At 65.8% G+C, this 24,038-nt stretch carries 19 protein-coding genes; 3 read left to right on the forward strand and 16 right to left on the reverse strand.

Going from position 1 to position 24,038, the window contains the following annotated elements:
* The first annotated feature begins 63 nt into the window (after positions 1-63).
* Positions 64-936, forward strand: coding sequence for an HTH-type transcriptional regulator CatR (catR, locus tag NY023_RS16625; RefSeq protein WP_013973068.1), 873 nt, complete (start codon positions 64-66; stop codon positions 934-936).
* 201 nt (positions 937-1,137) lie between these two features.
* Positions 1,138-2,472, forward strand: coding sequence for a D-serine ammonia-lyase (locus NY023_RS16630; RefSeq protein WP_013973069.1), 1,335 nt, complete (start codon positions 1,138-1,140; stop codon positions 2,470-2,472).
* Positions 2,473-2,631: 159 nt separating this feature from the next.
* Here NY023_RS16630 and NY023_RS16635 read toward each other — a convergent pair whose 3' ends face one another.
* The 16 genes from NY023_RS16635 to NY023_RS16710 form a co-directional block, all read right to left on the reverse strand.
* Positions 2,632-3,465: a helix-turn-helix domain-containing protein gene (locus tag NY023_RS16635; RefSeq protein WP_013973070.1), complete on the reverse strand. Its 834-nt coding sequence runs from the start codon at positions 3,463-3,465 to the stop codon at positions 2,632-2,634.
* A 53-nt stretch (positions 3,466-3,518) separates the two neighbouring features.
* Entirely contained in the window at positions 3,519-4,931 is a 1,413-nt protein-coding gene (locus NY023_RS16640; protein ID WP_013973071.1) for an aminotransferase, read from the reverse strand.
* Between the two features lie 34 nt (positions 4,932-4,965).
* Complete coding sequence (locus NY023_RS16645; RefSeq protein WP_013973072.1) at positions 4,966-6,069, reverse strand: polyamine ABC transporter substrate-binding protein; 1,104 nt, start codon at positions 6,067-6,069, stop codon at positions 4,966-4,968.
* Between the two features lie 275 nt (positions 6,070-6,344).
* Positions 6,345-7,046, reverse strand: a complete 702-nt coding sequence (locus tag NY023_RS16650; protein ID WP_024087323.1) for an NAD(P)H-dependent oxidoreductase — start codon at positions 7,044-7,046, stop codon at positions 6,345-6,347.
* Positions 7,047-7,088: 42 nt separating this feature from the next.
* Positions 7,089-8,504: an aldehyde dehydrogenase family protein gene (locus NY023_RS16655; protein ID WP_013973074.1), complete on the reverse strand. Its 1,416-nt coding sequence runs from the start codon at positions 8,502-8,504 to the stop codon at positions 7,089-7,091.
* Positions 8,497-9,687, reverse strand: coding sequence for a pyridoxal phosphate-dependent aminotransferase (locus tag NY023_RS16660; RefSeq protein ID WP_013973075.1), 1,191 nt, complete (start codon positions 9,685-9,687; stop codon positions 8,497-8,499). The genes NY023_RS16655 and NY023_RS16660 overlap by 8 nt, the downstream gene beginning before the upstream one ends.
* A 23-nt stretch (positions 9,688-9,710) precedes the next feature.
* Complete coding sequence (gene alr / locus NY023_RS16665; protein WP_013973076.1) at positions 9,711-10,940, reverse strand: alanine racemase; 1,230 nt, start codon at positions 10,938-10,940, stop codon at positions 9,711-9,713.
* A gap of 34 nt (positions 10,941-10,974) precedes the next feature.
* A complete protein-coding gene (locus NY023_RS16670; RefSeq protein ID WP_013973077.1) occupies positions 10,975-12,582 on the reverse strand; it encodes a 5-guanidino-2-oxopentanoate decarboxylase in 1,608 nt (535 codons plus the stop codon).
* Positions 12,575-14,692: an acetate--CoA ligase family protein gene (locus NY023_RS16675; protein ID WP_013973078.1), complete on the reverse strand. Its 2,118-nt coding sequence runs from the start codon at positions 14,690-14,692 to the stop codon at positions 12,575-12,577. Before NY023_RS16675 ends, NY023_RS16670 begins: the two co-directional genes overlap by 8 nt.
* A gap of 17 nt (positions 14,693-14,709) precedes the next feature.
* On the reverse strand, positions 14,710-15,870 hold the full coding sequence (locus tag NY023_RS16680; RefSeq protein WP_013973079.1) for an acyl-CoA dehydrogenase family protein: 1,161 nt from the start codon (positions 15,868-15,870) through the stop codon (positions 14,710-14,712).
* A 33-nt stretch (positions 15,871-15,903) separates the two neighbouring features.
* Positions 15,904-16,698, reverse strand: a complete 795-nt coding sequence (locus tag NY023_RS16685; RefSeq protein WP_013973080.1) for an enoyl-CoA hydratase/isomerase family protein — start codon at positions 16,696-16,698, stop codon at positions 15,904-15,906.
* Positions 16,699-17,038: 340 nt separating this feature from the next.
* Positions 17,039-18,445, reverse strand: a complete 1,407-nt coding sequence (locus tag NY023_RS16690) for an amino acid permease (RefSeq protein WP_013973081.1) — start codon at positions 18,443-18,445, stop codon at positions 17,039-17,041.
* 217 nt (positions 18,446-18,662) lie between these two features.
* Positions 18,663-20,915 (reverse strand): hybrid sensor histidine kinase/response regulator, encoded by a 2,253-nt coding sequence (locus NY023_RS16695; protein WP_013973082.1) that lies wholly within the window; start codon positions 20,913-20,915, stop codon positions 18,663-18,665.
* On the reverse strand, positions 20,912-21,688 hold the full coding sequence (locus tag NY023_RS16700) for a substrate-binding periplasmic protein (protein WP_013973083.1): 777 nt from the start codon (positions 21,686-21,688) through the stop codon (positions 20,912-20,914). Before NY023_RS16700 ends, NY023_RS16695 begins: the two co-directional genes overlap by 4 nt.
* Entirely contained in the window at positions 21,685-22,401 is a 717-nt protein-coding gene (locus tag NY023_RS16705; protein ID WP_013973084.1) for a response regulator, read from the reverse strand. Before NY023_RS16705 ends, NY023_RS16700 begins: the two co-directional genes overlap by 4 nt.
* Before the next feature lie 75 nt (positions 22,402-22,476).
* Positions 22,477-23,121 carry a TetR family transcriptional regulator C-terminal domain-containing protein gene (locus tag NY023_RS16710; protein ID WP_013973085.1) on the reverse strand — a complete coding sequence of 215 codons (645 nt, stop codon included), beginning with the start codon at positions 23,119-23,121 and terminating at the stop codon, positions 22,477-22,479.
* A gap of 102 nt (positions 23,122-23,223) precedes the next feature.
* Here NY023_RS16710 and NY023_RS16715 point away from each other — a divergent pair, with 102 nt between their 5' ends.
* A complete protein-coding gene (locus NY023_RS16715) occupies positions 23,224-23,970 on the forward strand; it encodes an enoyl-CoA hydratase (protein ID WP_013973086.1) in 747 nt (248 codons plus the stop codon).
* Positions 23,971-24,038 lie beyond the last annotated feature (68 nt).

Here is a 24,038-nt window from a genome sequence, read left to right on the forward strand (position 1 = left end):
TTGCGCGAGACCCTGATAGCCGTCCAATATCGAATGAATCTCCCACCATACCCTGGAGGTCTGATGGAGCTGCGCCACTTGCGTTACTTCAAGGTCCTGGCCGAAACCCTGAACTTCACTCGCGCCGCCGAGCTGCTGCACATTGCCCAGCCGCCGCTGAGCCGGCAGATCAGCCAACTCGAGGACCAGCTCGGTACCTTGCTGGTAGTGCGCGAGCGCCCGCTGCGGCTGACAGAGGCGGGTCGCTTCTTCTACGAACAGAGCTGCACCGTGCTGCAGCAGCTGCAGAACATCAGCGACAACACCCGTCGCATTGGCCAGGGCCAGCGCCAGTGGCTGGGGATCGGCTTCGCCCCGTCGACCCTGTACAAGGTGCTGCCGGAGCTGATCCGCGAGCTGCGCCAGGACAGCGAGCTGGAACTGGGCCTCAACGAGATGACCACGCTGCAGCAGGTGGAGGCGCTGAAAAGCGGGCGCATCGACATCGCCTTCGGGCGCATTCGCATCGATGACCCGGCGATTCACCAACAAGTGCTGTGCGAGGACCCGCTGGTGGCGGTATTGCCCAAGGATCACCCGCTGGCGAGCAGCCCGCTTACACTTGCCCAGCTGGCTGGCGAGGCGTTCATCCTCTACCCGGCCAACCCGCGGCCCAGCTATGCCGACCATGTGCTGGCACTGTTCGCCCACCACGGCATGAGCATCCACGTCAGCCAATGGGCCAACGAACTGCAGACCGCCATCGGCCTGGTGGCCGTCGGCGTGGGCGTGACCCTGGTGCCGGCGTCGGTGCAACAGCAGCACCGCACCGATATCGAATATGTAAGCCTGCTCGACAGCGGCGCCGTCAGCCCGATCATCCTCAGCCGGCGCAAGGGCGATGTGAGCCCGATCGTGCAGCGCTGCCTGACATTGATTGCACAACAGGCCGAATGAGGGCGCGCTCCTGGAATCAACGGTCTGGCTAAACACCTGCCCCCTGTGGGAGCGGGTTCACCCGCGAACACGGGCGAAGCCCGTGCCATGCACCGAGTTGAATTCTTCGCGGGTAAACCCGCTCCCACAGGGTCCGCGTCTGTCTGTAGGCGCACTTTTGTGTCACACCCCGGCCATCATCAACCAACAGGAATACCCAGCATGATTCACGGCAAGACACTGCAAGCATGGTGCAGCTCCCACCCCCTGATCGACGACCTGGTGGCCCTGCGCGAAACCCGTTGGTTCAACCCGCACATTGCCCCGGCCGCCCAAGCCCTGGCCGACGTCGGTTTAAGCGCCGCCGATGTCAGTGCTGCCAGTGCCCGCCTGGCACGCTTTGCCCCCTACCTGGCCAGCGTGTTCCCGGATACCGCCGCCACCGGCGGCATCATCGAGTCACCACTGCGCCCGCTGCCCAAACTGCATGCCACCTTGCTGCAGGCAGCGGGCCTGCCTGCCAGCGGTTCACTTTGGCTCAAGGCCGACAGCGAGCTGCCGATCTCTGGCTCGATCAAGGCCCGCGGCGGTATTCATGAAGTGCTCAAGCATGCCGAAGACCTTGCCCTGGCAGCCGGCCTGATCAGCCTCGACAGCGATTACCGGGAACTGGCCAGCGACCAGGCCCGGCAATTCTTCAGCCAGTACAAGGTTGCGGTCGGCTCGACCGGCAACCTCGGCCTGTCGATCGGCATCATGAGCGCCAGACTGGGCTTTCAGGCGACCGTGCACATGTCGGCCGATGCCCGCCAGTGGAAGAAGGACAAACTGCGCGCCCATGGCGTGAACGTGGTCGAGTACGAAAGCGACTACAGCGTGGCGGTGGAGCAAGGGCGCCAGCAGGCGGCGGCGGACCCGGGCTGCTACTTCGTCGACGACGAGAACTCGCCACACCTGTTCCTCGGCTATGCCGTGGCGGCCGAGCGGCTGGCCGCCCAGTTCGAAGCCGCGGGCATCAAGGTAGATGCCGAGCACCCCTTGTTCGTCTACCTGCCCTGTGGGGTCGGCGGTGGCCCCGGTGGCGTGGCGTTCGGCCTGAAGCTGATCTGGGGCGACCATGTGCACTGCATCTTCGCCGAGCCCACCCACTCACCGTGCATGTTCCTGGGGGTGTATAGCGGTTTGCATGACGCCACCAGCGTGCAGGATTTCGGCATCGACAACCTGACCGCCGCCGACGGCCTGGCGGTGGGCCGCCCTTCCGGCTTTGTCGGCAAGGCGATGCAGCGTTTGCTCGATGGCTATTACACAGTCAGCGACGAGGCGCTGTACCGGCTGTTGGTATTGGCCCATGACCAGGAGAATGCGCGGCTGGAGCCTTCGGCGCTGGCGGGGATGCCGGGCATGGTCAGGGTGCTTGAAGCGCCTGAGTACCTGGCGCGCATGGGCCTGTCGGCCGGGCGCATGGGCCGGGCTACGCATCTGGTGTGGGGGACCGGTGGCAGCATGGTGCCGGACGCGGAGTTTGCGGCCTATCTGGCTAAAGGCAGGGGCTGAGAGTTATTGGGGGCAGCGCTATACCTGTGGGAGCGGGTTCACCCGCGAACACGGGCGAAGCCCGTGCCATCCACCGCGGTGTCTGCTTCGCGGGTGAACCCGCTCCCACAGGGATCGCGCCAGCTTTCAGATTTGAGTAAGGCAGTTGCTCCTTTGCTGCTAGACCGCCAGGCGATCACCGCGCAGCCAGTCGATAAACCGCGCAAACAACTCCGACTGCGAGTTGATCTCCAGCTTCAGGTACAGGTTCTTGCGGTGCATGCGTACGGTTTCCGGCGAGATGCCCAGCTCCAGCGCGGTGGACTTCACCGAATGCCCACGCAAGATCATGTGCGCCACCTCCCGCTCACGGTCGGTCAGCACCTGGCAGCCGAAACTGTCGAACGCCGCCTGCAGGCTGCCACGCTCCGCCGAAGCGGGGCCGGGCTCCAGATGGTGCCGGGCGTAGCGCCCCAGCAGCTCGCGTACCATCGGCTCCAGCGCACGCAGCAGGTCGATCTGCCCCGTACTCAGGCGCGTGCCGCTGCAGCCCTGGAACAGGCTCAGCGACAACTTGCGGCCAGCGCTGAGATCGACGATGTAGTAGCTGTCTTCACTGCAACCGGTACCCAGGTAGTAGGCCTTGTAGTAGTCGCTGTCGAAGAAGTTGTCCGGGGCGATTTCCTGCAGGTGGTAGAAGCCCTCGGCCAGGCCGCTCTGCACGGCCAGGCAGAACGGGTCGAGCAGGTAGCCGGCAGTGAAGTAGCGCTCCAGCACGGCGGCGCGGTGCAGGTCGGGGATGCCTTGCTGGTACAACAGTTGCGGTGCCCGCCCCTGGCACTCGAGGCTGATCATCATCGATTCCACCCGCACCAGCTGGCCGATGGCGGCTGCCACATGCGCCAGCGCCTCGGGCGTTTCGCTGTGGGCCAGTGCGCGCTGCAGCGCCGCATGCCATTGCTGCAGCGCGCCCAGTGAAAGGGTAAGCGGGGTGTCGGGAGAGGCCTGGGTCATGCCCGGCAGTCTAGCCTGCCAGGCACGCCCGCGCACAGCCCTTTGCGCCAGGTTCATCGGCCCTGGTACAGGCCAAGCGCCGTGAGTTCGCGCGCGGTTTCGATGATGCACTGGCGCAGGGTTTCGACAATCTCGTCCACTTGCGCATGGGTGACGATCAACGGCGGCGACATCACGTTCAGGTGCATGATCGGCCGCACCAGCAGCCCTTTGGCCTGGGCCTTGCTGTGGATGCGTTCGCCGATGTTCACCTCGTCGGCGAACAGCGTCTTGCTGGCCTTGTCGGCAACGAACTCGACACAGGCCATCAGCTTCATGCAGCGCACATCCCCCACCAACGGCAGCTCGCGCAGGCTTTGCAGGCGCTGCTCCAGGTAGCCGCCAACATCCTTGACGTGCTCCAGCAAATGCTCGCGTTCGATGATCTCGATGTTCTTCAGCGCCGCGGTGCAGCACACCGGGTGGCCACTGTAGGTGAAGCCGTGGGTGAAGCAGCGGCCCTTGCCCGGCTCGGCGATCACCTGCCAGATGCGCTCGGAGAAGATGCACGCCCCCAGCGGCAGGTAGGCCGAGGTCAGGCCCTTGGCGGTAGTGATGATGTCGGGGGTTACGCCGAACAGTTCCTCGCTGGCGAAGAAGGTGCCCAGGCGCCCGAACGAGGTCACCACTTCGTCGGCGACGAACAGGATGTCGTAGGTCTGGCACAGCTGCCACATGCGCTGGAAGTAGCCCGTGGGCGGAATGATCACCCCGCCCGAGCCCATGATCGGCTCGGCGAAGAACGCCGCCACGTTGTCGGCCCCCAGCGAGAGAATCTTGTCCTCGAACTCGGCCACCAGGAAGTCGAGGAACTCGGCCTCGTCCATGTCGTGCGGGGCGCGGTACGGGTTGGGGTTGGACACGTGGTGGATCAGGTCGTGCTGATAATCGAACTCCGGCACCCGGTCAGCGGCCTTGTTGCCGAGCGACATGGTCAGCGTGGTGGAGCCGTGGTAGGCGTTGTAGCGGGCGATGATGTGCTTCTTGTGCGGCTTGCCACGGCAGTTCTGGTAGTACTGGATCAGCCGGTAGGCAGTGTCGACCGCGGTCGAGCCGCCGGTGGTGAGGAACACATGGTTCAGGTCACCCGGCGCCAGCTGCGCAAGCTTCTGGCACAGCTCGATGGCCACGTCGTTGGCCATGTCGGAGAACGGGTTGGAATAGGCCAGCTGGCGTACCTGGTCGGCGATGGCCAGGGCCATTTCCTCGCGGCCCAGGCCAATGTTGGTGCACCACATGCCGCCGACGGCATCGAGGAAGCGGTTGCCGTGGGTATCGCGGATGTAGGCGCCCTCACCGGCAACGATGTTCAGCGCGCCTTGCTCGCGGTGCTCGTCGAACACGTGGTAACCGTGCATGTAGTGGGCCTTGTCGGCTTCCACCAGCGGGTCGTGGGCAATGGCGAATGCTTTGCTTGGGGTGGCCATGGGCAGCTCCTTGGCAGTGATCGTTGGGCAGTGTTCAGAAACCGGTCTTGACCGTGCTCCAGACCCGGGTGATGGCGCGCATGTCCTTCGGGCTCTGGGTTTTCTGCGCGAACAGGCGCTCGCGGGTTTGCGCGTCGGGGTAGATGGCCGGGTCCTGGCGGATCTCGTCGCGCACCAGCGCCGTGGCGGCGGCGTTGCTGTTGGCGTAGTGGATGTAGTCGGTGACCTTGGCCATGGTCTGCGGCTGCAGCAGGAACTCGATGAAGCGGTGGGCGTTGGCCGCGTGCGGCGCATCCTTGGGGATGTACAGGTTGTCGAACCAGATCAGCGAGCCTTCCTGGGGGATGAAGAACGACAGCTTGATGTCCTTCTTCGCTTCCACCGCGCGGGCCTGGGCGGTGGCGTAGTCGCCGGACCAGGTCAGGGCCAGGCAGACATCGCCGTTGGGCAGGCTGGTGAGGTAGTTGACCGAATCGAACTTGCGAATGTACGGGCGAATGCCCAACAGCAGTTGTTCGGCCGCCTTGAGGTCGGCCGGTGATGCGCTGCGTGGGTCCTTGCCCAGGTACTGCAGGGCCAGCGGGATGACTTCGGTCGGCGCGTCCATCAGGGTGACGCCACAGTCGGCGAAGCGCGAGACGATCCTGGGGTCGAACAGCATGGCCAGCGAGCCGATGGGGGCATCGGGCATGCGCGCGGTGATCTTGTCGACGTTGTAGGTTACCCCCGAGCTGCCCCAGGTATAGGGCGCCGAATATTTCAGGCCGGGGTCGTAGCCTTGCAGGTTGTTCACCACCTGCTGGTCGAGGTTGTGCCAGCTTGGCAGTTGCTGCTTGTCCAGCGCCTGGAATACCCCGGCGCTGATCAGCGGGGGGACCAGAGAAGCGTTGAGCATGACCAGGTCGTAGCCGGAGCGGCCGGTGAGCAGTTTGGTCTGCACCGTTTCGTAGCCGTCGAAGGTGTCGTAGATGACCTTGATGCCGGTGGCCTTCTCGAAGTCGGCCAGGGTGGTTTCGCCGATATAGTCGGTCCAGTTGTACAACCGCAACGTGTTACCGCTGTCCACCTCTGCCGCCTGGGCCAGGCTGGCGCCAGACGCCAGCAGCAGACCGCCAATCACCTTCAGTACCTTGCGCATGGCAACTCCATCGTGTGAATGCTCGGGATCGAGCCGATGGGGGCACTATCGAGGGATTTGCCGAAGGGGGACATACCCCGAATGTGTGGGTGGTCGCTTTTTGGCGGAATGTCGTACGCCGACAGAATTCTGGGGCTGCTTTGCAGCCCTTTCGCGACACAAGGCCGCTCCCACAGGTTCACTGCCGGCTTCGAAGGCTGCGCAGTCCTTGTGGGAGCGGCCTTGTGTCGCGAAAGGGCCGCAACGCGGCCCCAGTGGCTGGTACAGGAGAAAAGTCAGGTTAGTGGGTAAAGCGCCTCATCAAACTGCTCCAGGCGCGGGAACACCAGTGGCTGGTCGTCCGGGAGCTGCTCCAGGCGCTGCCGGTACTGCTGCAAGAACACCTGCCGCGCCTCGTCACTGATGTACGGCACATGCCAGGCCACGAACGGCGGCAGCACCTCGAACCCCACATAGGCCAGCGTGCCGCGCAAGATCGGCCGCAGCATGTCCTCCAGCGGCCCATGAATCGCCCCGTCGCCAAACATGTGCTCGCGCCCGCCCAGGGTCACGGTCACCAGCGCTTTCTTGCCCGCCAAACCGCCCTGGTCGTAGAAGCGCTTGCCGCCATAGCACACCCCCGACACCAGCACGCGGTCGATCCAGCCCTTGAGCATGGCCGGCGCCGAGAACCAGAAGATCGGGAAGTTCAGCACCAGCAAGTCGGCCCACAGCAGCTTGTCCAGCTCCTGCCGGATATCCGCGGCAATGGCGCCACGCTTGACCCCTTGGCGCTGCTCCAGGGCATACACCAGGTACTCGGAGTTCTCGCGCTGGCTGAAGTCATCGGCGCTGGCCACCGGGTTCCAGCCCATGGCGTACAGGTCGCTGACCTGCACCTGGTGGCCCTGGGCGCGGAAGGTTTCCACGGCCTGGTCACGCAGGGCAGCAGTGAACGATTGCGGCTCGGGGTGAGCGTGGACGATCAGTACATTCACAAACATTCTCCTCACACAAAACAGGTTGTCTTCCAGCTGTGCTCAGCACTGCACCGCTTTCACCTCGACGAACTCGGCCAGGCCCTCCTCGCCCCACTCGCGCCCGTTGCCCGACTGCTTGTAGCCACCAAACGGTGCCTGGTAGTTGAACCCGCCACCGTTGATGAAGCACTGCCCGGCGCGTATCTGCCGCGCCAGGGCCAGGCCGTGCTCACGGCTACCGGCCCACACCGCACTGGACAGGCCGAACGGCGAATCGTTGGCCTGGGCCAGCGCCTGGGCCTCGTCGGCATAGGGGATCAGGCACAGCACCGGGCCGAAGATTTCCTCCTGGGCGATGCGCATGCGGTTGTCGACATCGGCGAACAAGGTCGGCGCCACGTAGAAGCCGCGCTCGAAGCCGGCTGGCGTATCACCGCCGCACAGCAGGCGCGCGCCCTCTTCCTGGCCCAGGCGAATGTAGTCGAGCACGGTGCGCCGCTGGCCTGCCGAACACATCGGCCCGAGGAAGCTGGCCGGGTCACGCGGGTCGCCCATGACCAGCGCACGGGTCTCGGCCTCGGCAATCTCCAGCGCCTCGGCGTAGCGGCTGGCCGGCAGCAACATGCGGGTCAGGGCCGTGCAGGTCTGCCCCGAGTTGATCATCACGTCCTGCACGCCATGGCGCACCGCCGCGTGCAGGTCGGCGTCGGCGGTGATCAGCAGCGGCGACTTGCCGCCCAGCTCCAGGCACACCCGCTTCACCGTCGGCGCGGCCGCCTGTGCCACGCGCACCCCGGCGCCGGTGGAGCCGGTGAACGACACCATGTCCACCTGCGGGTGCCGGGCCAGGGCCTCGCCAACCTTGGCCCCCGGCCCGCTGACCAGGTTGAACACCCCGGCCGGCAGGCCGATGGCCTCGATCATCTCGGCCAGCAGGAACGCATGCAGCGGTGTTTCCTGGCTGGGCTTGACCACCACCGTGCAGCCGGCGGCCAGAGCCGGCGCCAGCTTGCCGACCATCTGGTGCAGCGGGTAGTTCCACGGGTTGATGAACGCGCACACGCCAACGGCTTCGCGGTACACCAGCGAGTTGCCGACTTCGCGCACCTCATCCATCAGCCCGGCCAGTTCGGCGTACTGCTCCAGCCCGGCAATCGGGCCCTCCACCTGTACCGCCTGGCACCACTGCACCGGCATGCCCAACTCGTCGGTGATGACCGAGGCCATTTCCGCCGCGCGGCTTTTCAGCTGTGCAGCCAGCGCCGTTATATAGCCGGCACGTACGCTGGACGGCGTGCGCGACCAGCCATCGAAGGCCCGCCGCGCGGCCATGACCGCCCGTTCGACATCGGCCTCGGCGCCCAGCGGCACCCGGCCGATGGCCTGTTCGGTGGCCGGGTCGATCACCTCGGCCATGCCCTGCCCGCTCGGTACCTGCCAGGCGCCGTCGATGTACAGCCGCGCATACTCACGCATGGCCGTAGTCCCGTTTCAGTTCGTCGGCACAGTAGGCGATGCGTCGGCAGGCATCGATCAGCGCCGCATTGCCCAGCACCAGGCCCAGGCGGATATGCCCGGCAGCGCTGGGACCGAACGCTTCGCCGGCAAGCACCGACACGCCCTGGCTGTCCAACAGGTAGTCGGCAAAGGTCTGGGCAGATACGCCGGTCTCGCGGATATCGACCATCACGAACATGCCGCCATCGGGCTTGAGCACCTTGATGCCCGGGCAGTCGGCCAACTGCTCGCACACCAGGTCGCGACGCTGGCGATAGGCTTCGCGCATAACATCCAGTTCCGGCAGCTGCTGCTCCAGTGCCACCACGGCGGCGTCCTGGATGAAGTCCGGCGAACCGTACAGCATGCACAGGGCGAGGTTTTCCAGATGGGTGGCAAGTTCGGTCGAACCGACCACCCAGCCCACCCGCCAACCGGTCATGGCATGCGACTTCGACAGGCTGTTGAGGGTGGCGGTGCGCTCGGCCATGCCCGGCAGGCTGCCAGGGCTGACATGCTCGCCGTCGTACAATAGCTCGCTATACACCTCGTCAGAGATCAACCACAGATCGTGGGCGATGCACAGCTCGGCCAGCGCCTCCCAGGTGGCGCGCGGCAGGCTCGCCCCCGAGGGGTTGTGCGGGCTGTTCAGGGCCAGGGCGCGGGTGCGCGGGGTGATGCGCGCGGCCACGTCACGCGGGCACACGCGAAAGCCGTTCTCCGGCTTGACCGGCACCGGTACCACCTTGGCGCCACAAGCCCCGAACACCGCCTCGTAGGTAACGTACATGGGCTCGGCGACAATTACCTCGTCACCCGGGTCGAGCACGCACTGGGCCACGCAGTACAGCGCGCACTGGGCCCCCGCCAGCACCGTCACCTGGTCGGCATCGACGGCCTGGCCGCTGCGCTGGCGGTGGCGGTTGGCGATGGCCTGGCGCAGCGCCAGCTTGCCGCGCACATCGGCGTAATGGGTGTGGCCCGAACGCAGGCTGTCGATGGCCGCCTCGACGATCGGCGCGGGGGTGTCGAAGTCCGGGTCACCCACCGAAAGCAGCAGGATATCCCTACCCTCGGCCTGCAGCGCCAGGGCGCGATAGTGGATGTCCCAGGCCGCAGCCCCGTCGCCGGCGATGTGTTGAGTGAGCTTGGCGTAGCGCATGGCAATCTCCCTTCATTGGCAGTTCAGTCGACGAGAATCTTCGGGTTGGAACTGCCCCATACGGTGTAGAGGTCGGCGAGCAACGCGCCGTTGATTTCTTCTATCTCGGCCTGGGTGATCTCCCCCCCGGCCTGTTTGCCGAACAGCACCACTTCGTTGCCCCCTTTCACATCGGGGAAGTCGGTGACATCGACCATCAAGGTATTCATCGACACCTTGCCCACCACTGGCACTCGGTGGCCGTTGATCAGCACATGGCCCTTGTTGGTGAACACCCGGCGGTAGCCATCGGAGTAACCCACGGTGATGTTGGCCAGGCGCGAATCACGCGCCAGGGTGAAGGTGCGGTCGTAGCCGACGGTGTTGCCTGCCGGGTAGCTGTGCACCGCCGCCACGTGCGACTTGAACTGCATGACACGTTGGTATTCGGTGCGCGTCGGCACGGTGTCGCCGAACAGCGCGCCACCGGTACGCACCATGTCCAGGTGCGCTTCCGGCACTTCCAGCGTAGCGAAGGAGTTGGCGGCATGCAGGGTGAGCTTGCTGCGATCAAGCTTCGCGTGCTTGATCAGCCAGTCGGTCTGTTCGTTGAACGCTGCCAGGCCTTTGCGCACATCGTCCTTGTCTTCCACGGCGAAGTGAGTCATCAGCGCGACCAGCTGGAGGTGCTTCTGGTCAGTGATCTGCAGCGCTTCACCCCGGCCGGACCAGGTGGTCATTTCCACGCCGTTGCGGCTCATGCCGCTGGAATTGAGCGCCATGTGAATGCGCAGGGTCTTGCCGTGGCGTTCGGCGATGGCATCGAGCTGGCGGGCGAACTCGGCGCTGCCAACCAGCTCTTCCATGTCGTACTGCAAGGCATCTTCCACTTCGCCGAGGCTGGCCAGGCGTACCCGCACCAGTTGCCCGGTGAAGCCGCTGGCGCGGACCACGCGTGCCTCCTCGTTGCTGGCCACCGCCACGCAGGGCACGCCCTGGGCGATGATCGACGGCATGACCAGGCCGATACCGTGGCCATAGGCGTCGGCCTTGAGCACGGCGCACAGCTTGGACTTGCCGCCCAGCTCGGCCTGCAAGGTACGGATGTTGTGTTGCAGTGCGCCGGCACTGATTTCGACCCAGGCGTTGCTGTTCTGCGCGGTCAGGGCGGTGGTGCCGTTGTCCATCGACAGGGGCGGTGCGGCGTACAGCGGGGCCTGGCCAGTGATCAGCAGAGCGAGGGATGCAGCCAGGAGGGTACGGCTAAATTGCATGGTGATTTCTCTTGTTGTTCGTGGTGTCTGCCGCTTAGCAGACGCAGGTGTGTTTGAGTTCGATGAAGGTGACGCCGGGGGTGGCGAAACCGCTGGCCAGATCGGCCTGCAGCGCGTCCAGGTCACGCGGCTGGCGCACCGTGCAACCAAAGGCGCGGGCCAGGCCGATGAAGTCCGGGTTGCGTGGCAGTACGCCGACCGGCTCGATGTCCAGCCCGAGCATGTCGTCGCGGATCTGGCCAAGGGCGTCATTGTTCCATAACAGCACGACCAGTGGCCGGTCCAGTTCTTCGACTGCCGTGGCCAGCTCCTGGGCGGTGTAGAGGAAGCCGCCGTCGCCCACCAGCACCAGGCCTGGGCGATGGTCGCTGGCGAACATGCCGCCGATGCCGGCCGGCAGGCCATAGCCAAGGGTGCCGTAGCCGGTGGGGTGCAGCCAGCTGCGCGGCGCCCGGCTGGCGAAGGCGTAGTTGCCGGTGTAGGCCAACTGGGTCATGTCGCTGCTGACGAAGGCATCGTCGGGCAGCACGGCGGCAATGCGGTCGAGAATCGCCTGGTGCACGGCCTGCAGTGGCGCATGCCCGCCGCGAATGGCCTGGCGCAGGTTGGCCACGGCTTCGCTGGCCTGGGCCGGGTCACGATCCAGCGCTGGCAGGTGCTCGAGCAGGCCGGCCAGGGTTTGCCGGGCATCCCCGTGCAGCGCTATGGCACAGGGGTAGAAGTCGTTGAACTTGCGCGGGTCGATGTCCACGCGTAGCAGCTCGCCGCTGATCGGCAGGCGCTCGCGCCAGAAGTCGGTGTCGGCCATTTCGGTACCTACTGCCAGCACCACGTCGGCCTGGCTGATCAGCTGCCAGCCGGGCTCGACGCACAGGCTGGCGCCGGCATTCAGTGGCGCGTCCGCTGGCAGCAGGCCCTTGCCGGCCACGCTGGTGAACAATGGCGCTGCCAGCCGAGTGCTCAGCTGCTGCAGCTGCTCGGCCGCGTGCAATGCCCCTCCGCCGGCAATGATCATCGGGCGCTTGGCGGCGGCCAGTTTCATGGCGGCCTGGTCGAGGATGTCGCGGCAAGGCTGGCCGCGCCCGGGACGGCGCACTACCTCATTGCTCCAGTCACGGCTGACCGGTGCGGCCAGTACGTCCAGCGGCACCGAGATGTGCACCGGGCGCGGCCGTTCGCTGTCGAACACAGCCCATGCGCGGGCGATCAGTTCGGGCAGGTCGTCGCCGCGCAGGGCCACGGCGGAGAACGCGGTAATCGGCGCGGTCATGGCGCGCTGGTCCTGGGTTTCGTGCAGGCAGCCCCAGCCCTTGCCCAGGCTGGCAGTGTGGTTGACGCTGGAAATCACCAGCATCGGGATGGAGTCGGCGTAGGCCTGGCCGATGGCGGTGGCGGCATTGGTCACGCCCGGGCCGGTGATGACGAAGCACACCCCCGGTTTGCCGCTTACCCGTGCATAGCCGTCGGCCATGAAGCCGGCGCCCTGCTCGTGGCGGGTCAGCACATGGCGGATGCCGCTGCCCGGCAGGCCGCGGTACAGCTCCAGGGTGTGCACGCCGGGGATGCCGAAAACCGTCTCCACGCCGTAGTTGGCCAGCAGGCGCACCAACGCCTGGCCGGCGGTCGGGGTGTGCTTATTCATTTCGTTCTCCTTGCGCCTGGCCGAGGCGGATCAGCGCGTCGACCGCGGTGGTGCCGTGGGCACCGACCATCAATGGGTTCACATCCAGCTCCAGCAGTTGCCCGGCGTTCTCGCAGGCGTAGTCGGCCACCGCGCGGATAGCCGCAACCAGTGCGTCGAGGTCGGCGGCCGGGCGGCCACGGAAGCCTTGCAGCAGGCTGGCACTGCGTAGGCCGAGCAGCGCGCTGCGGATGGCATCGTCGGTGGTCGGCAGCAACAGGCTGACGCTGTCCTTGAGCAGCTCGACCAGCACGCCACCGGCACCGATCACCAGGGCCAGGGCGAAGTCGTGCTCGCGCTTGATGCCGACGATCAGTTCGGCCAGCGGCGGCTCGGCCATCGGTTCGAGCAGCACCTGGTCGAACGCTACCTGCGGGGCGTAGGCGGCGATGCGCTGGCGCATCTGCACCAGCGCACCCTCGAGGGCGGCGGCATCGCGCAGGTTCAGCGCCACCGCACCGGCTTCGGTCTTGTGCGGCAGTTGCGCGCTGACCGCCTTCAGTACCAGCGGGTAGCCGACGCGGGCGGCATCTGCCACGGCGCGCTCGGGTGTGCTCAGCACCCCTGCCGGTACCGGCAGGCCGAAGGCACGCAGGGCTTGCTTGGATTGCCATTCGTCCAGCAGCTGGCCCTCGCCCGCGATGGCCTTCGGGCACAGCGGCACCCGCGCGGCCTCACCCTGTTCCAGTAGCCGCTGGCGGTTGCGCTGGTAGGTGACGATGCGGCCCCAGGCTGCCAGGCCATCCTCCACGCCCTGCAGGGCGGCGATGCCACGCGCGTGCAAACGCTCGCGCGCGCAGGCGGGCAACAGCTCCGGGAATGCCGAGGTGACGAAGCCGATCTTGCCGTGGCGCTCCAGTGCATCGCAGTACAGCGCCAGCAGCAGGTCGCATTCCTTGCGTTCGCCGGTGAACGCCGCCGGGTAGTCCAGCACCAGCATGGCCGCGTCGGCTGCGCCGCTCAGGGTGCTGTCGAGCATGCGTTGCAGAGCCGCTGCATCACCCCAGATGGCCGTGGTGAAGTCCAGCGGGTTGACCAGGTTGGCATAGGCCGGCAGCACCTCGGCCAACTGCGCCACCTGCCCTTGTTCGAGCTTCGGCAGGACCAGCTGGTTGCGCTCGGCATAGTCGGCGATCAAGCCGGCATCGCCACCCGAGCAGGCCAGGGCGATCAGCTCGCCATTCACCGGAAGGCGCCCACAGGCGGCGGCCTTGAGGGTTTCAACGAAGCTCACCGGGCCACTGACGCGGATCACGCCCAGGCGCTGGAACAGGCTGTCGTACAAGGCATCGGAGCCGGACAGCGAGCTGGTGTGGCTGAGCGCCAGTTCGGCGCCAATCTGCGAAACGCCGGTCTTCAGCGCAATGATCGGCGTGCCCTGCTGCAATGCCTTGCAGGCAGCACGGGCGAAGCCCGGCACGTTCTTCAGGCCTTCCAGGTGCAGGCCGATGGCGGTTACCCGTGGGTCGTCGAGCAGCACGTCCATCAGCTCGGCCACGCCCAGTTGTGCCTGGTTGCCGACCGAGGCCATGTAGGCCACCGGCAGCGATCGGTCGCTCATCGACAGGTTGTAGGCGAAGTTGCCGCTCTGGGTGAGGATCGCCACGCCCTTCTCCACCTGCTGGCCACCATGGGCCACCGGCCACAGGGCAGCGCCGTGCAGGTAGTCGAGCAGGCCGTAGCAGTTGGGGCCGAGCAAGGCCATGTTGCCGGCGGCGGTGAGCAGGCGCTGCTGCAGCTGGCGGCCCTCTTCGCCGCTTTCGGCAAAGCCCGAGGCATAGCAGATGGCGCCACCGGCGCCGCGTGCGGCCAGCTCGGCAACACACTGCAGGGTCAGTTCGCGGTTGGTGGCGATGAACACCGCGTCCGGGGCATGGGGCAAGTCGGCCACACGTGCTACACAGGGAATGCCTTCGAGGCTGTCATGCTGCGGGTTGACCAGCCACAGCTCGCCACCAAAGCCACCTTCGGCGCAGCGCTTCAGCGCCCGCGCCATGCTGCGCCCGCCGACGAAGGCCAGGTGCCGGGGGGCCAGCAGGCGCTTGAGGTTGTCACGAATCGAATGCGACATGGGTGTTCTCCTGGCGTTCAGCGCAGCAGCGGGCGCAGCAGTTCGCGGGCGATGATGTGCCGCTGGATTTCCGAGGTGCCTTCCCAGATGCGCTCGATGCGTGCGTTGCGCCAGATGCGCTCGACCGGCCCTTCATCCATCAGGCCCATGCCGCCAAAGATCTGCACGGCTTCGTCGGCAACCTTGCCCAGCACCTCGCTGGCGAACAGCTTGGCCATGCCGGCCTCACCGTCGGTCATGCTGCCCTGGTCCATCTTCCAGGCGGTGTGCAGGGTGAGCATTTCCGCAGCGCGAATCTGCGTGGCCATGTCGGCCAGCTTGAACGACACGCCCTGGTAGCTGCCGATGGCCTGGCCGAACTGCTTGCGGTCGGCGGCCCATTGCAGCGACAGGTCGAGGGCACGCTGGGCCTGGCCCACGCAGTTGGCGGCGACCATCACCCGGCCGGCGGTGAGCCAGGCGTTGGCCACCTCCCAGCCCTTGCCGACCTCGCCCAGCACCTTGCTGGCCGGCACCTGGCAGTCGTCGAAGAACAGCTCGTAGGTGTGGTAGCCACGGTTGCTCACGCACTTGGGGCCACGGCGGATGGTCATGCCCGGCGTGCCACGGTCGACCAGGAAGGCCGTTACCGCGTTGCGCTTGCGCCCGTTGTGCTCGTAGGTGTCGGTGACGGCGAAGACGATGGCGAAATCGGCGTGGCCGGCATGGCTGATGAAGTGCTTGCTGCCGTTGATGACGAAGTCGTCACCCTGGCGCACGGCACGGGTCTTGATGGCGTTGGCATCGGAGCCGGCGCCCGGCTCGGTGAGGGCGAAGCAGTCGATCTTCTCGCCCTGCACGCAGGGCAACAGGTAGTCGTTGATCTGCTCGTCCTTGCAGGCCATGAGGATTTTCGATGGCCGCGCGACGAACACGTGCAAGGCCCAGGACACCTTGGACAGTTCGCGCTCGATAAGCGCCTGGGACAGATAGTCCAGGCCACCGCCGCCGACCTCCTCGGGCATGTTGAAGGCATAGAACCCGGCGGCGATGGCCTTGCCACGGATCTGCGCAGCCAGCTCGGGCGATACGGCATCGGCGCGGTCCACCGCCTCCTCATGGGGCAGCAGCTCCTTGGCGACAAAACTGCGTACCGCTTCCACCAACATTTCTTGTTCTTGGGTCAGTTGGAAATTCATCTGCGAAGGTCCTGGTGAGGGTCGGTTATCGGGTTACTGGCCGGTAAAACGGGGTGCGCGTCGCTCCACCGAGGCTTGCAGTGCCTCGGCACCGTCCTGGCTGCGGCCGCACAGCAGGCCGGCCTGGCGCTCGGCCTCCAGCTGCTCGGCCAGGGTGCGCCGCGCGCCATCGCGGATCAGCCGCTTGGTCTGCGCGTAGGCGAAGGTGGGGCCGTTGGCCAGGCGCCCGGCCAGCTCGGCGGCCACGGCGGGCAGTTGCTCGTCGGCACAGACTTCGCTGACCAGCCCGGCCGCCAGGGCACGTTCGGCACCCCACAGTTCATCGAGGAACAACAGGCGCTTGGCCTGCTCGCTGCCGATCAGCCGTGGCAGGTGCCAGCTGGCACCGGCATCGGGGCTGTAGCCCATGCTGGTGTAGCCGGCCTTGAAGCGCGCCGAGGCCGCGGCGATGCGCAGGTCGCAGCACAGGCTGAGGTCCATGCCACCGCCCACGGCGGTGCCGTTGATGGCAGCGATGGTGGGCTTGTCGAGGCTGTGCAGGCGCAACATCAGGGCGTGGGCGGTTTCGGTCCAGCCGTAGCTTTCCAGGGTGCCCTGGGCCTCGGCCGCGGCCCATTCGGCCAGGTCGGCACCGGCGCAGAAGCTGCGGCCGCTGCCGGTCAGCACCACCACGCGCACGGTCGGGTCGCTGTTGCAGGTTTCCAGCAGGGCGTGCAGTTGCTTGAGGGTGGGGATGTCCAGCGCATTGCGCTGCTCGGGGCGGTTGAGGGTGATCCAGGCAACGCCGGCTTCGACCTTGCTCAACAGTGACGACGACGGGGTGGTCATGGGGGGCCTCGGTGTTGTTGTGATGGTTTGAGAGGGCTTGATGAGGGAGATACTAAACGAGTGTTCAACAAGGCGGCAATTGGGCGGGGATGGGGCTGTAACAACGCTTGAAAACGATATATATCGTTGTTTTTATTAGCTTTATTTGTTGTATCAAGGTTGAGATAGGAGGTGGTTGTTACAACTTTGTACAACTGACGGATTGCTGGGGGCGCTTTGCGCCCCTTTCGCGACACAAGGCCGCTCCCACAAGTCATTCGCAGACTTCAGGTCTGCGCGGTACCTGTGGGAGCGGCCTTGCGTCGCGATGGGCTGCGTAGCAGCCCCCGAGATTGAAACCTCAGACCCCTGGCACGCTCGGCTCGAAGGCCCCCTGCCGACGGCGGTTGACGAAGAAGTACGCCGCGTAGCACAGGGCAATGAAGCCAAAGCCCCAGTACAACGACGGCCGCTGGGTTTCATCCAGCGCCAGGAACACGAACAGCGAGCTGCACAGGGTGATGCACAGCAGCGGCACCAGCGGGTACAGCGGCGCCTTGTACTTCAGGTCCTGCAGTTGCCCACCATCTCGCAGGTAGGCCTTGCGGAAGCGGTATTGCGCCAGGGCGATGACGATCCAGGTCACGGTGCCGGACATGCCACTCACCGCCATCAACACCATGAACAGAGTGTCGGCGGCAATGAAACTGGTCATCAGCGAGATCAGCGCGAAGCACAGGGTGATGCTCAGCGCACGCAACGGCACGCCACGCTTGCTCAGCGGCGACAGGCTTTTCGGCGCCATGCCGCTCTTCGACATGGCCCAGAGGATGCGCGTGGAGGCATACAGCCCGGAGTTGCCCACCGAAAGGATGGCGGTGAGGATGACGAAGTTCATCAGGTCGGCGGCAAAGGGAATACCCACCATGTCGAACACCTGCACGAACGGGCTTTCCATCAGCCCGGCCTGCTCGAACGGCACGATGGCCGAGAGCACGGCAATCGCCAGTACGTAGAAGATCAGCACGCGGAACACCACGTTGCGCACGGCCCGCGGGATGCTCTTTTCCGGGTGCTCGGTCTCGCCGGCCGCCACCCCCATGATTTCACAGCCCTGGAAGGCATAGACCACGGTCATCATCACCGCGAACACCGCCGACAGGCCATGGGGGAACAGCGACTCGCCCACCAGGTTGTCCAGCATCGGTGCTGGCGCCCCGCTGCTCAGCGGGATGGCGCCGAAGATCACCAACAGGCCGATGATGATGAAGCCGAGGATGGTCGCCACCTTGATCCCCGAGAACCAGTACTCCGCCTCGCCGAAGGCACGGGTGGCCAGGGCGTTGAGGCCGAACAGCACGACCACGAACAGCGCCGACCAATACCAGATCGGCACCTCCGGGAACCAGCGGGTCATCAGCATGCCGGCGGCGGTGAACTCCAGGCCCACGGTGGTGGCCCAGCTCATCCAGTACACCCAGCCGATCATGAAGCCGGTGGCCGGGCCGATGAACTTGGTGGCGTGGGCCTGGAACGAACCGGACACCGGCATCTGCACCGACAGCTCGCCCAGGCAGACCATCACTAGGTACATCAGCAAACCCGCGACCAGGTAGGCCAGGATCGCGCCTATCGGGCCACCCTGGTTGATGGTCACACCCGAGCCCATGAACAGCCCGGTGCCGATCACCCCGCCCAGCGACAGCATGAAGATGTGCCGGCTTTTCAGCGCGCGGGTGAGCTGGATCTTTTCGCGGTTGTCAGTCATGGCGCACCTCGCCTTTGCGGCCGGTGCCATACCACGCGGGGGTGCCGCACGGTGTGTTGGGAAGGAGGGGCTGAGCGCTACGGCATGTCATTATTCTTGTCTCCAATAAGCCTCATGGACCGCGTGCAACACGGTTGCCTTGGATTATTGGAAACGGATGTAAGGTGCCGTTGAACGAACGGATCGAAGATGTAAAAAGTCGTAAGGTTTTTGTACGTCAGCTCTGGATCAACTGTTCCAGGGTGGCGCGGGCCTGGGCAAGCTCGGTGGCCAGCGGCGCGGCGAGCGCTTTCAATGCCTGTTCGTCATGCTGCCGGGCAGCGTCCTCAAGGCGACGCAACAACGCAGCCAGCCCACAAAAGCCCAGGGAATCGCAACTGCCGGCCAGGCGGTGGGCCAGGTGCAGCACTTCGGTAAAGTCCTGGGCCGGCAGCGCCTCGGCCAACGCCGTGGCGTGATGTTCCAGCGACTGGCGCAGCACCTTCAACAGGCCTTGCAGCTTCTGTTCACCCAGCAGCGAGCGATGGGTGTCCAGCAACGACCAGTCCATTGTCGCGTCGACGCCAACCACTTCAGCAGGCGCCGCTTCGGCCAGCGCCTGGCGCAGGTTGTCCAGCCGCAGGGGCTTGGCCAGCACTCCCTGCATGCCGGCATCCAGGTAGCCTGGGACTTGCCCCGGCTGCACGCCAGCCGTCAGTGCCAGGACCCGGCTATGGCGGTTCGGCCCGGGCGTGGCACGCAGTTGCCGGCACAGCTCCACCCCGCTCATGCCGGGCAGATGCACGTCGAGCAGGATCAGGTCGAAGCGCCGCTGTGCGCAGGCCTGCAAGGCTTGCACGGCGTCTTCTGCAAAGCTCACCCGGTGGCCATCGCGCAGCAGCAAACCGCCGGCCACCTCGCGGTTCAGTGCCACGTCTTCGACCACCAAGATGTCCAGGCTGGCCATGGGCGACGGGGCTGGTGAACTGGCCAGCACTGGCTGCCCGCGGGCCAAGTCGAGCTCGAACCAGAAGCGACTGCCCTGCCCTTGCACGCTGTCCAGGCCAATGCAGCCCCCCAGTTTTTCCACCAGGTGCTTGCAGATCGCCAGGCCCAGGCCGGTGCCGCCGTAGCGCCGGGCCACCGCCTCGCTGGCCTGGACGAAGCGGTCGAAGACCCTGGCCTGCACAGCCGGCTCGATGCCGATGCCATTGTCGCTGACCGACACCCGCACGCGCTGCGAGCCCTGGTCACTGGCCAGTACCTGCACCGCAAGCCGCACTTGCCCCTGTTCGGTGAACTTGATGGCATTGGCCAGCAGGTTGCTGAGCACCTGGCGCAGGTACTGTTCGGCACCGTGCTGGTAATCGGCCAATTGCTCGTCGATATCCAGCTGCAGGGTGTCGCCATTGTCCCGGGCCATGGGTTCAAGCAGCGCCAGCACTTCCTGGCACAACTGGCGTAGCGAAAAACCGACCAGCTCCGCGCGGCTCTCGCCCTCCTCGAGCCGGGCGAAATACAGCACCTCGTTGAGAATCGCCAGCAACCCCTCGCCGGCCTTGTACAAGGCCTCGACGCGCTGGCGGTCGGCCGCCTCCAGCCGGCCGCCGCGCAGCAGCTCGGCCATGCCGAGAATGCCGTTGAGCGGGGTACGCAGCTCATGGCTCATGGTCGCCAGGAAGCGTGACTTGGCCAGGTTGGCGGCTTCGGCCTCGTCCTTGGCCCGGGCCAGGCTGGCGGTACGCCGCTCGACCATGGCCTGCAGTTCGTCGCGCTTGTCCTGCAGCGCCAGGCGGTCGCGCTCGCGGCGTTCGATGTCACTGAGGATGGCGCGGCGCATGTCATCCAGGGCATTGGCCACGGTGTCGATCTCGTCCGGGCGCGTTGACGGGCGGCGCCCCAGGCGCAACGGTTCCTGCCATTGGCCGGCGCCAATACGCCGGGCGAACTCGGCCATCACTTGCAGGTGGCGGGTGACCAGGCGGTAGAACAGCCCCGACAGCGCCACCGCCAGGCCACACAGGAACACGCCCATCCAAAGCAGGCTGGCAAGGCCAGTGGCATACAGCCGCCGGTGCACCGCGCCCAGGTCGATGCTCACTTCCAGCTCGCCCAGGTGCCTGGCCGGCCCCGAGGGCGGCTGGTAATCAAGGGGGAAACGTTCGATACGCAGCGGCCCCTTGGGCTCGGCGAGGCCGCGCAGCATCTGGAAATCGTCACTGACCAGACGCACCCGGGCGACATCGGAAAAGTCCACCAGGCCGCGCAATTGTGTATCCAGCTGTGCCTCATCCAGGTCCCACAGGCTGCGCTCCAGGCTGGCCAGGTAACCGGCGCGGATCAGCGCCATACGCGCCTCGATATCGCGCATCTCGCGGCGGTATTCGAAGTACAGCTGCACCGAGCTGGCCAGCACGGTAAAGCACAGGCTGAACAGCAGGATGAACAGCAGCAGGCGGCGCAGCAAGCCATCGGTGCGCAGGCGGATCATCGGGAGTCCGCCGGCAGGTTGACCATGTCGCGGTAGGTCACTTCGCTCTGCTCCAGCCAGCGCTCGATCTCGCCGGCCTGGTTCATGCGCAGCAACTGCGCGTCTATTTCGTCCATATGCTGGCTCAAGGGCGATTGCCGTGATATCGCGACGCGCAGGTAGTCCACGCTCAGGGCCGTGGGCAATACGCGGATGTCCTGCGCCCCGGGCAGCTTTTCGATGAACAGCTGGCCGGTGCGCCGCTCCTGGATCACGTAGTCGATGCGCCCACGGATCAGCTTGCCGAAGTTCTGCTGGCTGGACGAAACCCGTTCGATGTTCTGGTGGCGGGCGACGAAGCGGTCGAAGTCGGCGCCGTAGCTTTCGCCGTACAGCAGGCCGCCGCGGTAACTGGCCAGGTCTTCCAGGCGCTGGAACTGCACCGGCCGCAGGCGGTTGTAGAACACCGCCACTTCCTCGCGCACCACCGGCACCGTGGAAAAGCGCATGCGTTGGTCACGCTGGTCGCTGTTGTAGGCCAGCACCACGTCCACCCGCCCGGCGGCGGCGTCCATCAGGCAGCGCTTCCAGTTGCCCAGCACCACGGTCTGCACTTCGTAGCCCATGCGCGCGAACAGCTCTCGCACCACGGTGGGGGCCAGGCCGCGCACCTGGTGGCCGTCACTCCAGGAAATCGGCGGGTACACCGGGTAATCGCAATAGCGCACCGGCTGCTTTGCACTGGCTTGCACGGCGAACAATGCCAAGGCCAGCACCCAGGCGCTGCGGGTCATGCCGCCACGCTGGCGGTGAACAGGTAGCCGGTGCCGTGGATGGTGATGATCAGTTGGGGCTCGGCCGGGTCGTCGTGCAGCTTGCGCCGCAGGCGGCCGACCAGCACGTCGATGGAGCGGTCGTTGGGCACCCATTCGCGGTTGCGGATCTGGTCCATCAACTGGTCGCGGCTGAGGGTGTGGCCGCTGTTGCGCAGGAACACGCTGAGCAACTGGAACTCGCCATGGGTCAGCAGGGTTTGCCCGCCACGGGCGTCGATCAGGCGCCGGCGGTCGGTGTCCAGCGCCCAGTCGGCGAACTGCTTCAGCGATTGCGCGCAGGCCGGCGTCGGGTGCACCTCGCGGGCATGGCGCACACGGCGGACCAGGTTCTTGGCGCGGGATACCAGTTCGCGGGGGTTGAGCGGTTTGATCACGTAGTCGTCGGCGCCGCATTCCAGGCCGACGATACGGTCGATGTCGTCGTTGCGGCCGGTGATGAGGATGATGCCGACCTCCGAACGTACCCGCAGCTCACGGGTCAGGGTGAGGCCGTCCTTGCCGGGCAGGCGGATGTCCAGCAGCACCAGGTCGACATCCTGGCTGCCGAGCAGTGCTTCGGCCTTTTCCGCGGTGTCGGCGCAGTGCACGTCATAGCCTTCCTGGGACAGATAGGCCTGCAGCAAGTCACGAATAAGCGGATCGTCATCGACGATCAATACCCGAGGCGTCATTGCGTGTCGTCTCTTTTTTTTATTGGTTTGTTCTACACACTCGCGACAGCAGCCTACTCGTTACTGAACAGGCGATCAACAGCCCTCCGGCAGGCTGAAGCGACGCCGGCCACCGGCCTGCAGGCCATCGACCCAGGCCTCGCAGATCAGCACGCCCTGGTCGGGGGTGAAGGTACCGGGGTTGAGCCCCGACTCCAGCCACAGGCCATCGAGCAAGGCGCTCAGGCTGATGGCCGCGAGGTCGGCATCGAAGCCCTGCCAGCCCTCCTCCCCGGCCAGCGTGGCCAGCAGCCCGCTCAGCTCATTGCGGTACTCACCATAGGAATGGTCATGCACCTGATTGATCGCATCGGCGGTCTTCACCGCGCCCCAGAACGCCAGCCAGGCGTCGAGCAACTGCGGGTCGAGCAGCTCGGCGCAGAACGAGGCACGGAAGAACGCCGACAGCCGCTCGCGGGCATTGGGCGCGGCCTGGGCCATGGCCTCGCGCAGCAGGCCCATCACCCGACCGGTGACCGCCATGTAGGCTTCGGCCACCAGCTCATCCTTGCCGGCGTAGTGATGGCTGATCAACCCGACCGAAACCCCGGCTTCTGCCGAAATCTTGCGGATCGACGCACCCTGAAAGCCATGGCGCTTGAGGCAAACCAGGGTCGCCTCGACCAGGTTGGCTTTGCGCAATTCCGGCAGCATGCGGTGGTAGCGGGCTTCCTGGTTCATCGGCGGCTCTCGGGCTAGGGGCTGGACTGAACGACTGTACAACAAGCCGGACTGCGTGATAAACCCTTGCCAACCTTGCCCACAACAACAAAAACGGCTGCCATGAACGACCTGATCACACGTGACCTGGACCAGGGCCTGCTGACCCTGTCCTTCAACCGCCCCGACAAGCTCAATGCCGTGAACACCGCCATGTACCAACAGCTGGGCGACCTGCTGCTGGCAGCAGGTGAAGACCCTGATGTCGAAGCCATCATCATCACCGGTGGGCCGCAGTGCTTTACCGCCGGCAATGACTTGCGCGACTTCCTCGACAACCCGCCTGCCGACCTGGACAGCCCGGTGTTCCGCCTGATGCGGGTGGTGATGGGCCTGGACAAACCGCTGATTGCCGCGGTCAGTGGCGCGGCGATCGGCATCGGTGCCACCTTGCTGTTGCATTGCGACCAGGTGCTGGTCAGCCGAACGACCAAGCTGCGCATCCCTTTCGCGCCGTTGGGCGTGTGCCCAGAGTTTGGTTCCAGCCTGCTGCTGCCGCGTTTGCTTGGCCCTGCCCGGGCGGCTCGCCTGCTGCTGGCAAACGAGTTGCTCGACGGTGAACGGATGGTGGCCTGGGGGCTGGCCAATGAACTGCATGACGACGGTGAACAGTGCCTGGCAGCTGCCCGGCGCCTGGCGCGGCAGCTGCAAGGCTACCCGCAGGCGGCGCTGCGCATCAGCAAGCGGCTGCTCAAGGACGGCCAGCGGGCCGAGCTCGAGGCGACAGTGGCGCGGGAGGCCCGGTTGTTCATCGAGTGCTTGCGCACTGAAGAAGCGCGAGCGGTATTGCGAGGGTTGATCAAAGATTGAAAACCTGGGGCCGCGTTGCGGCCCATTCGCGACACAAGGCCGCTCCCACAGGTACAGCGACAACCTCG

The sequence above is a fragment of the Pseudomonas sp. NBB genome (genome assembly GCF_032701105.1).
GTDB classification, from domain to species: domain Bacteria; phylum Pseudomonadota; class Gammaproteobacteria; order Pseudomonadales; family Pseudomonadaceae; genus Aquipseudomonas; species Aquipseudomonas asiatica.

Bases quoted from the DNA above. Each gene is read 5' to 3' on its own strand.
- catR (WP_013973068.1), top strand. From the start codon at position 64: ATGGAGCTGCGCCACTTGCGTTACTTCAAGGTCCTGGCCGAAACCCTG.
- NY023_RS16630 (WP_013973069.1), top strand. From the start codon at position 1,138: ATGATTCACGGCAAGACACTGCAAGCATGGTGCAGCTCCCACCCCCTG.
- NY023_RS16635 (WP_013973070.1), bottom strand. From the start codon at position 3,465: ATGACCCAGGCCTCTCCCGACACCCCGCTTACCCTTTCACTGGGCGCG.
- NY023_RS16640 (WP_013973071.1), bottom strand. From the start codon at position 4,931: ATGGCCACCCCAAGCAAAGCATTCGCCATTGCCCACGACCCGCTGGTG.
- NY023_RS16645 (WP_013973072.1), bottom strand. From the start codon at position 6,069: ATGCGCAAGGTACTGAAGGTGATTGGCGGTCTGCTGCTGGCGTCTGGC.
- NY023_RS16655 (WP_013973074.1), bottom strand. From the start codon at position 8,504: ATGCGTGAGTATGCGCGGCTGTACATCGACGGCGCCTGGCAGGTACCG.
- NY023_RS16660 (WP_013973075.1), bottom strand. From the start codon at position 9,687: ATGCGCTACGCCAAGCTCACTCAACACATCGCCGGCGACGGGGCTGCG.
- alr (WP_013973076.1), bottom strand. From the start codon at position 10,940: ATGCAATTTAGCCGTACCCTCCTGGCTGCATCCCTCGCTCTGCTGATC.
- NY023_RS16670 (WP_013973077.1), bottom strand. From the start codon at position 12,582: ATGAATAAGCACACCCCGACCGCCGGCCAGGCGTTGGTGCGCCTGCTG.
- NY023_RS16675 (WP_013973078.1), bottom strand. From the start codon at position 14,692: ATGTCGCATTCGATTCGTGACAACCTCAAGCGCCTGCTGGCCCCCCGG.
- NY023_RS16680 (WP_013973079.1), bottom strand. From the start codon at position 15,870: ATGAATTTCCAACTGACCCAAGAACAAGAAATGTTGGTGGAAGCGGTA.
- NY023_RS16685 (WP_013973080.1), bottom strand. From the start codon at position 16,698: ATGACCACCCCGTCGTCGTCACTGTTGAGCAAGGTCGAAGCCGGCGTT.
- NY023_RS16690 (WP_013973081.1), bottom strand. From the start codon at position 18,445: ATGACTGACAACCGCGAAAAGATCCAGCTCACCCGCGCGCTGAAAAGC.
- NY023_RS16695 (WP_013973082.1), bottom strand. From the start codon at position 20,915: ATGATCCGCCTGCGCACCGATGGCTTGCTGCGCCGCCTGCTGCTGTTC.
- NY023_RS16700 (WP_013973083.1), bottom strand. From the start codon at position 21,688: ATGACCCGCAGCGCCTGGGTGCTGGCCTTGGCATTGTTCGCCGTGCAA.
- NY023_RS16705 (WP_013973084.1), bottom strand. From the start codon at position 22,401: ATGACGCCTCGGGTATTGATCGTCGATGACGATCCGCTTATTCGTGAC.
- NY023_RS16710 (WP_013973085.1), bottom strand. From the start codon at position 23,121: ATGAACCAGGAAGCCCGCTACCACCGCATGCTGCCGGAATTGCGCAAA.
- NY023_RS16715 (WP_013973086.1), top strand. From the start codon at position 23,224: ATGAACGACCTGATCACACGTGACCTGGACCAGGGCCTGCTGACCCTG.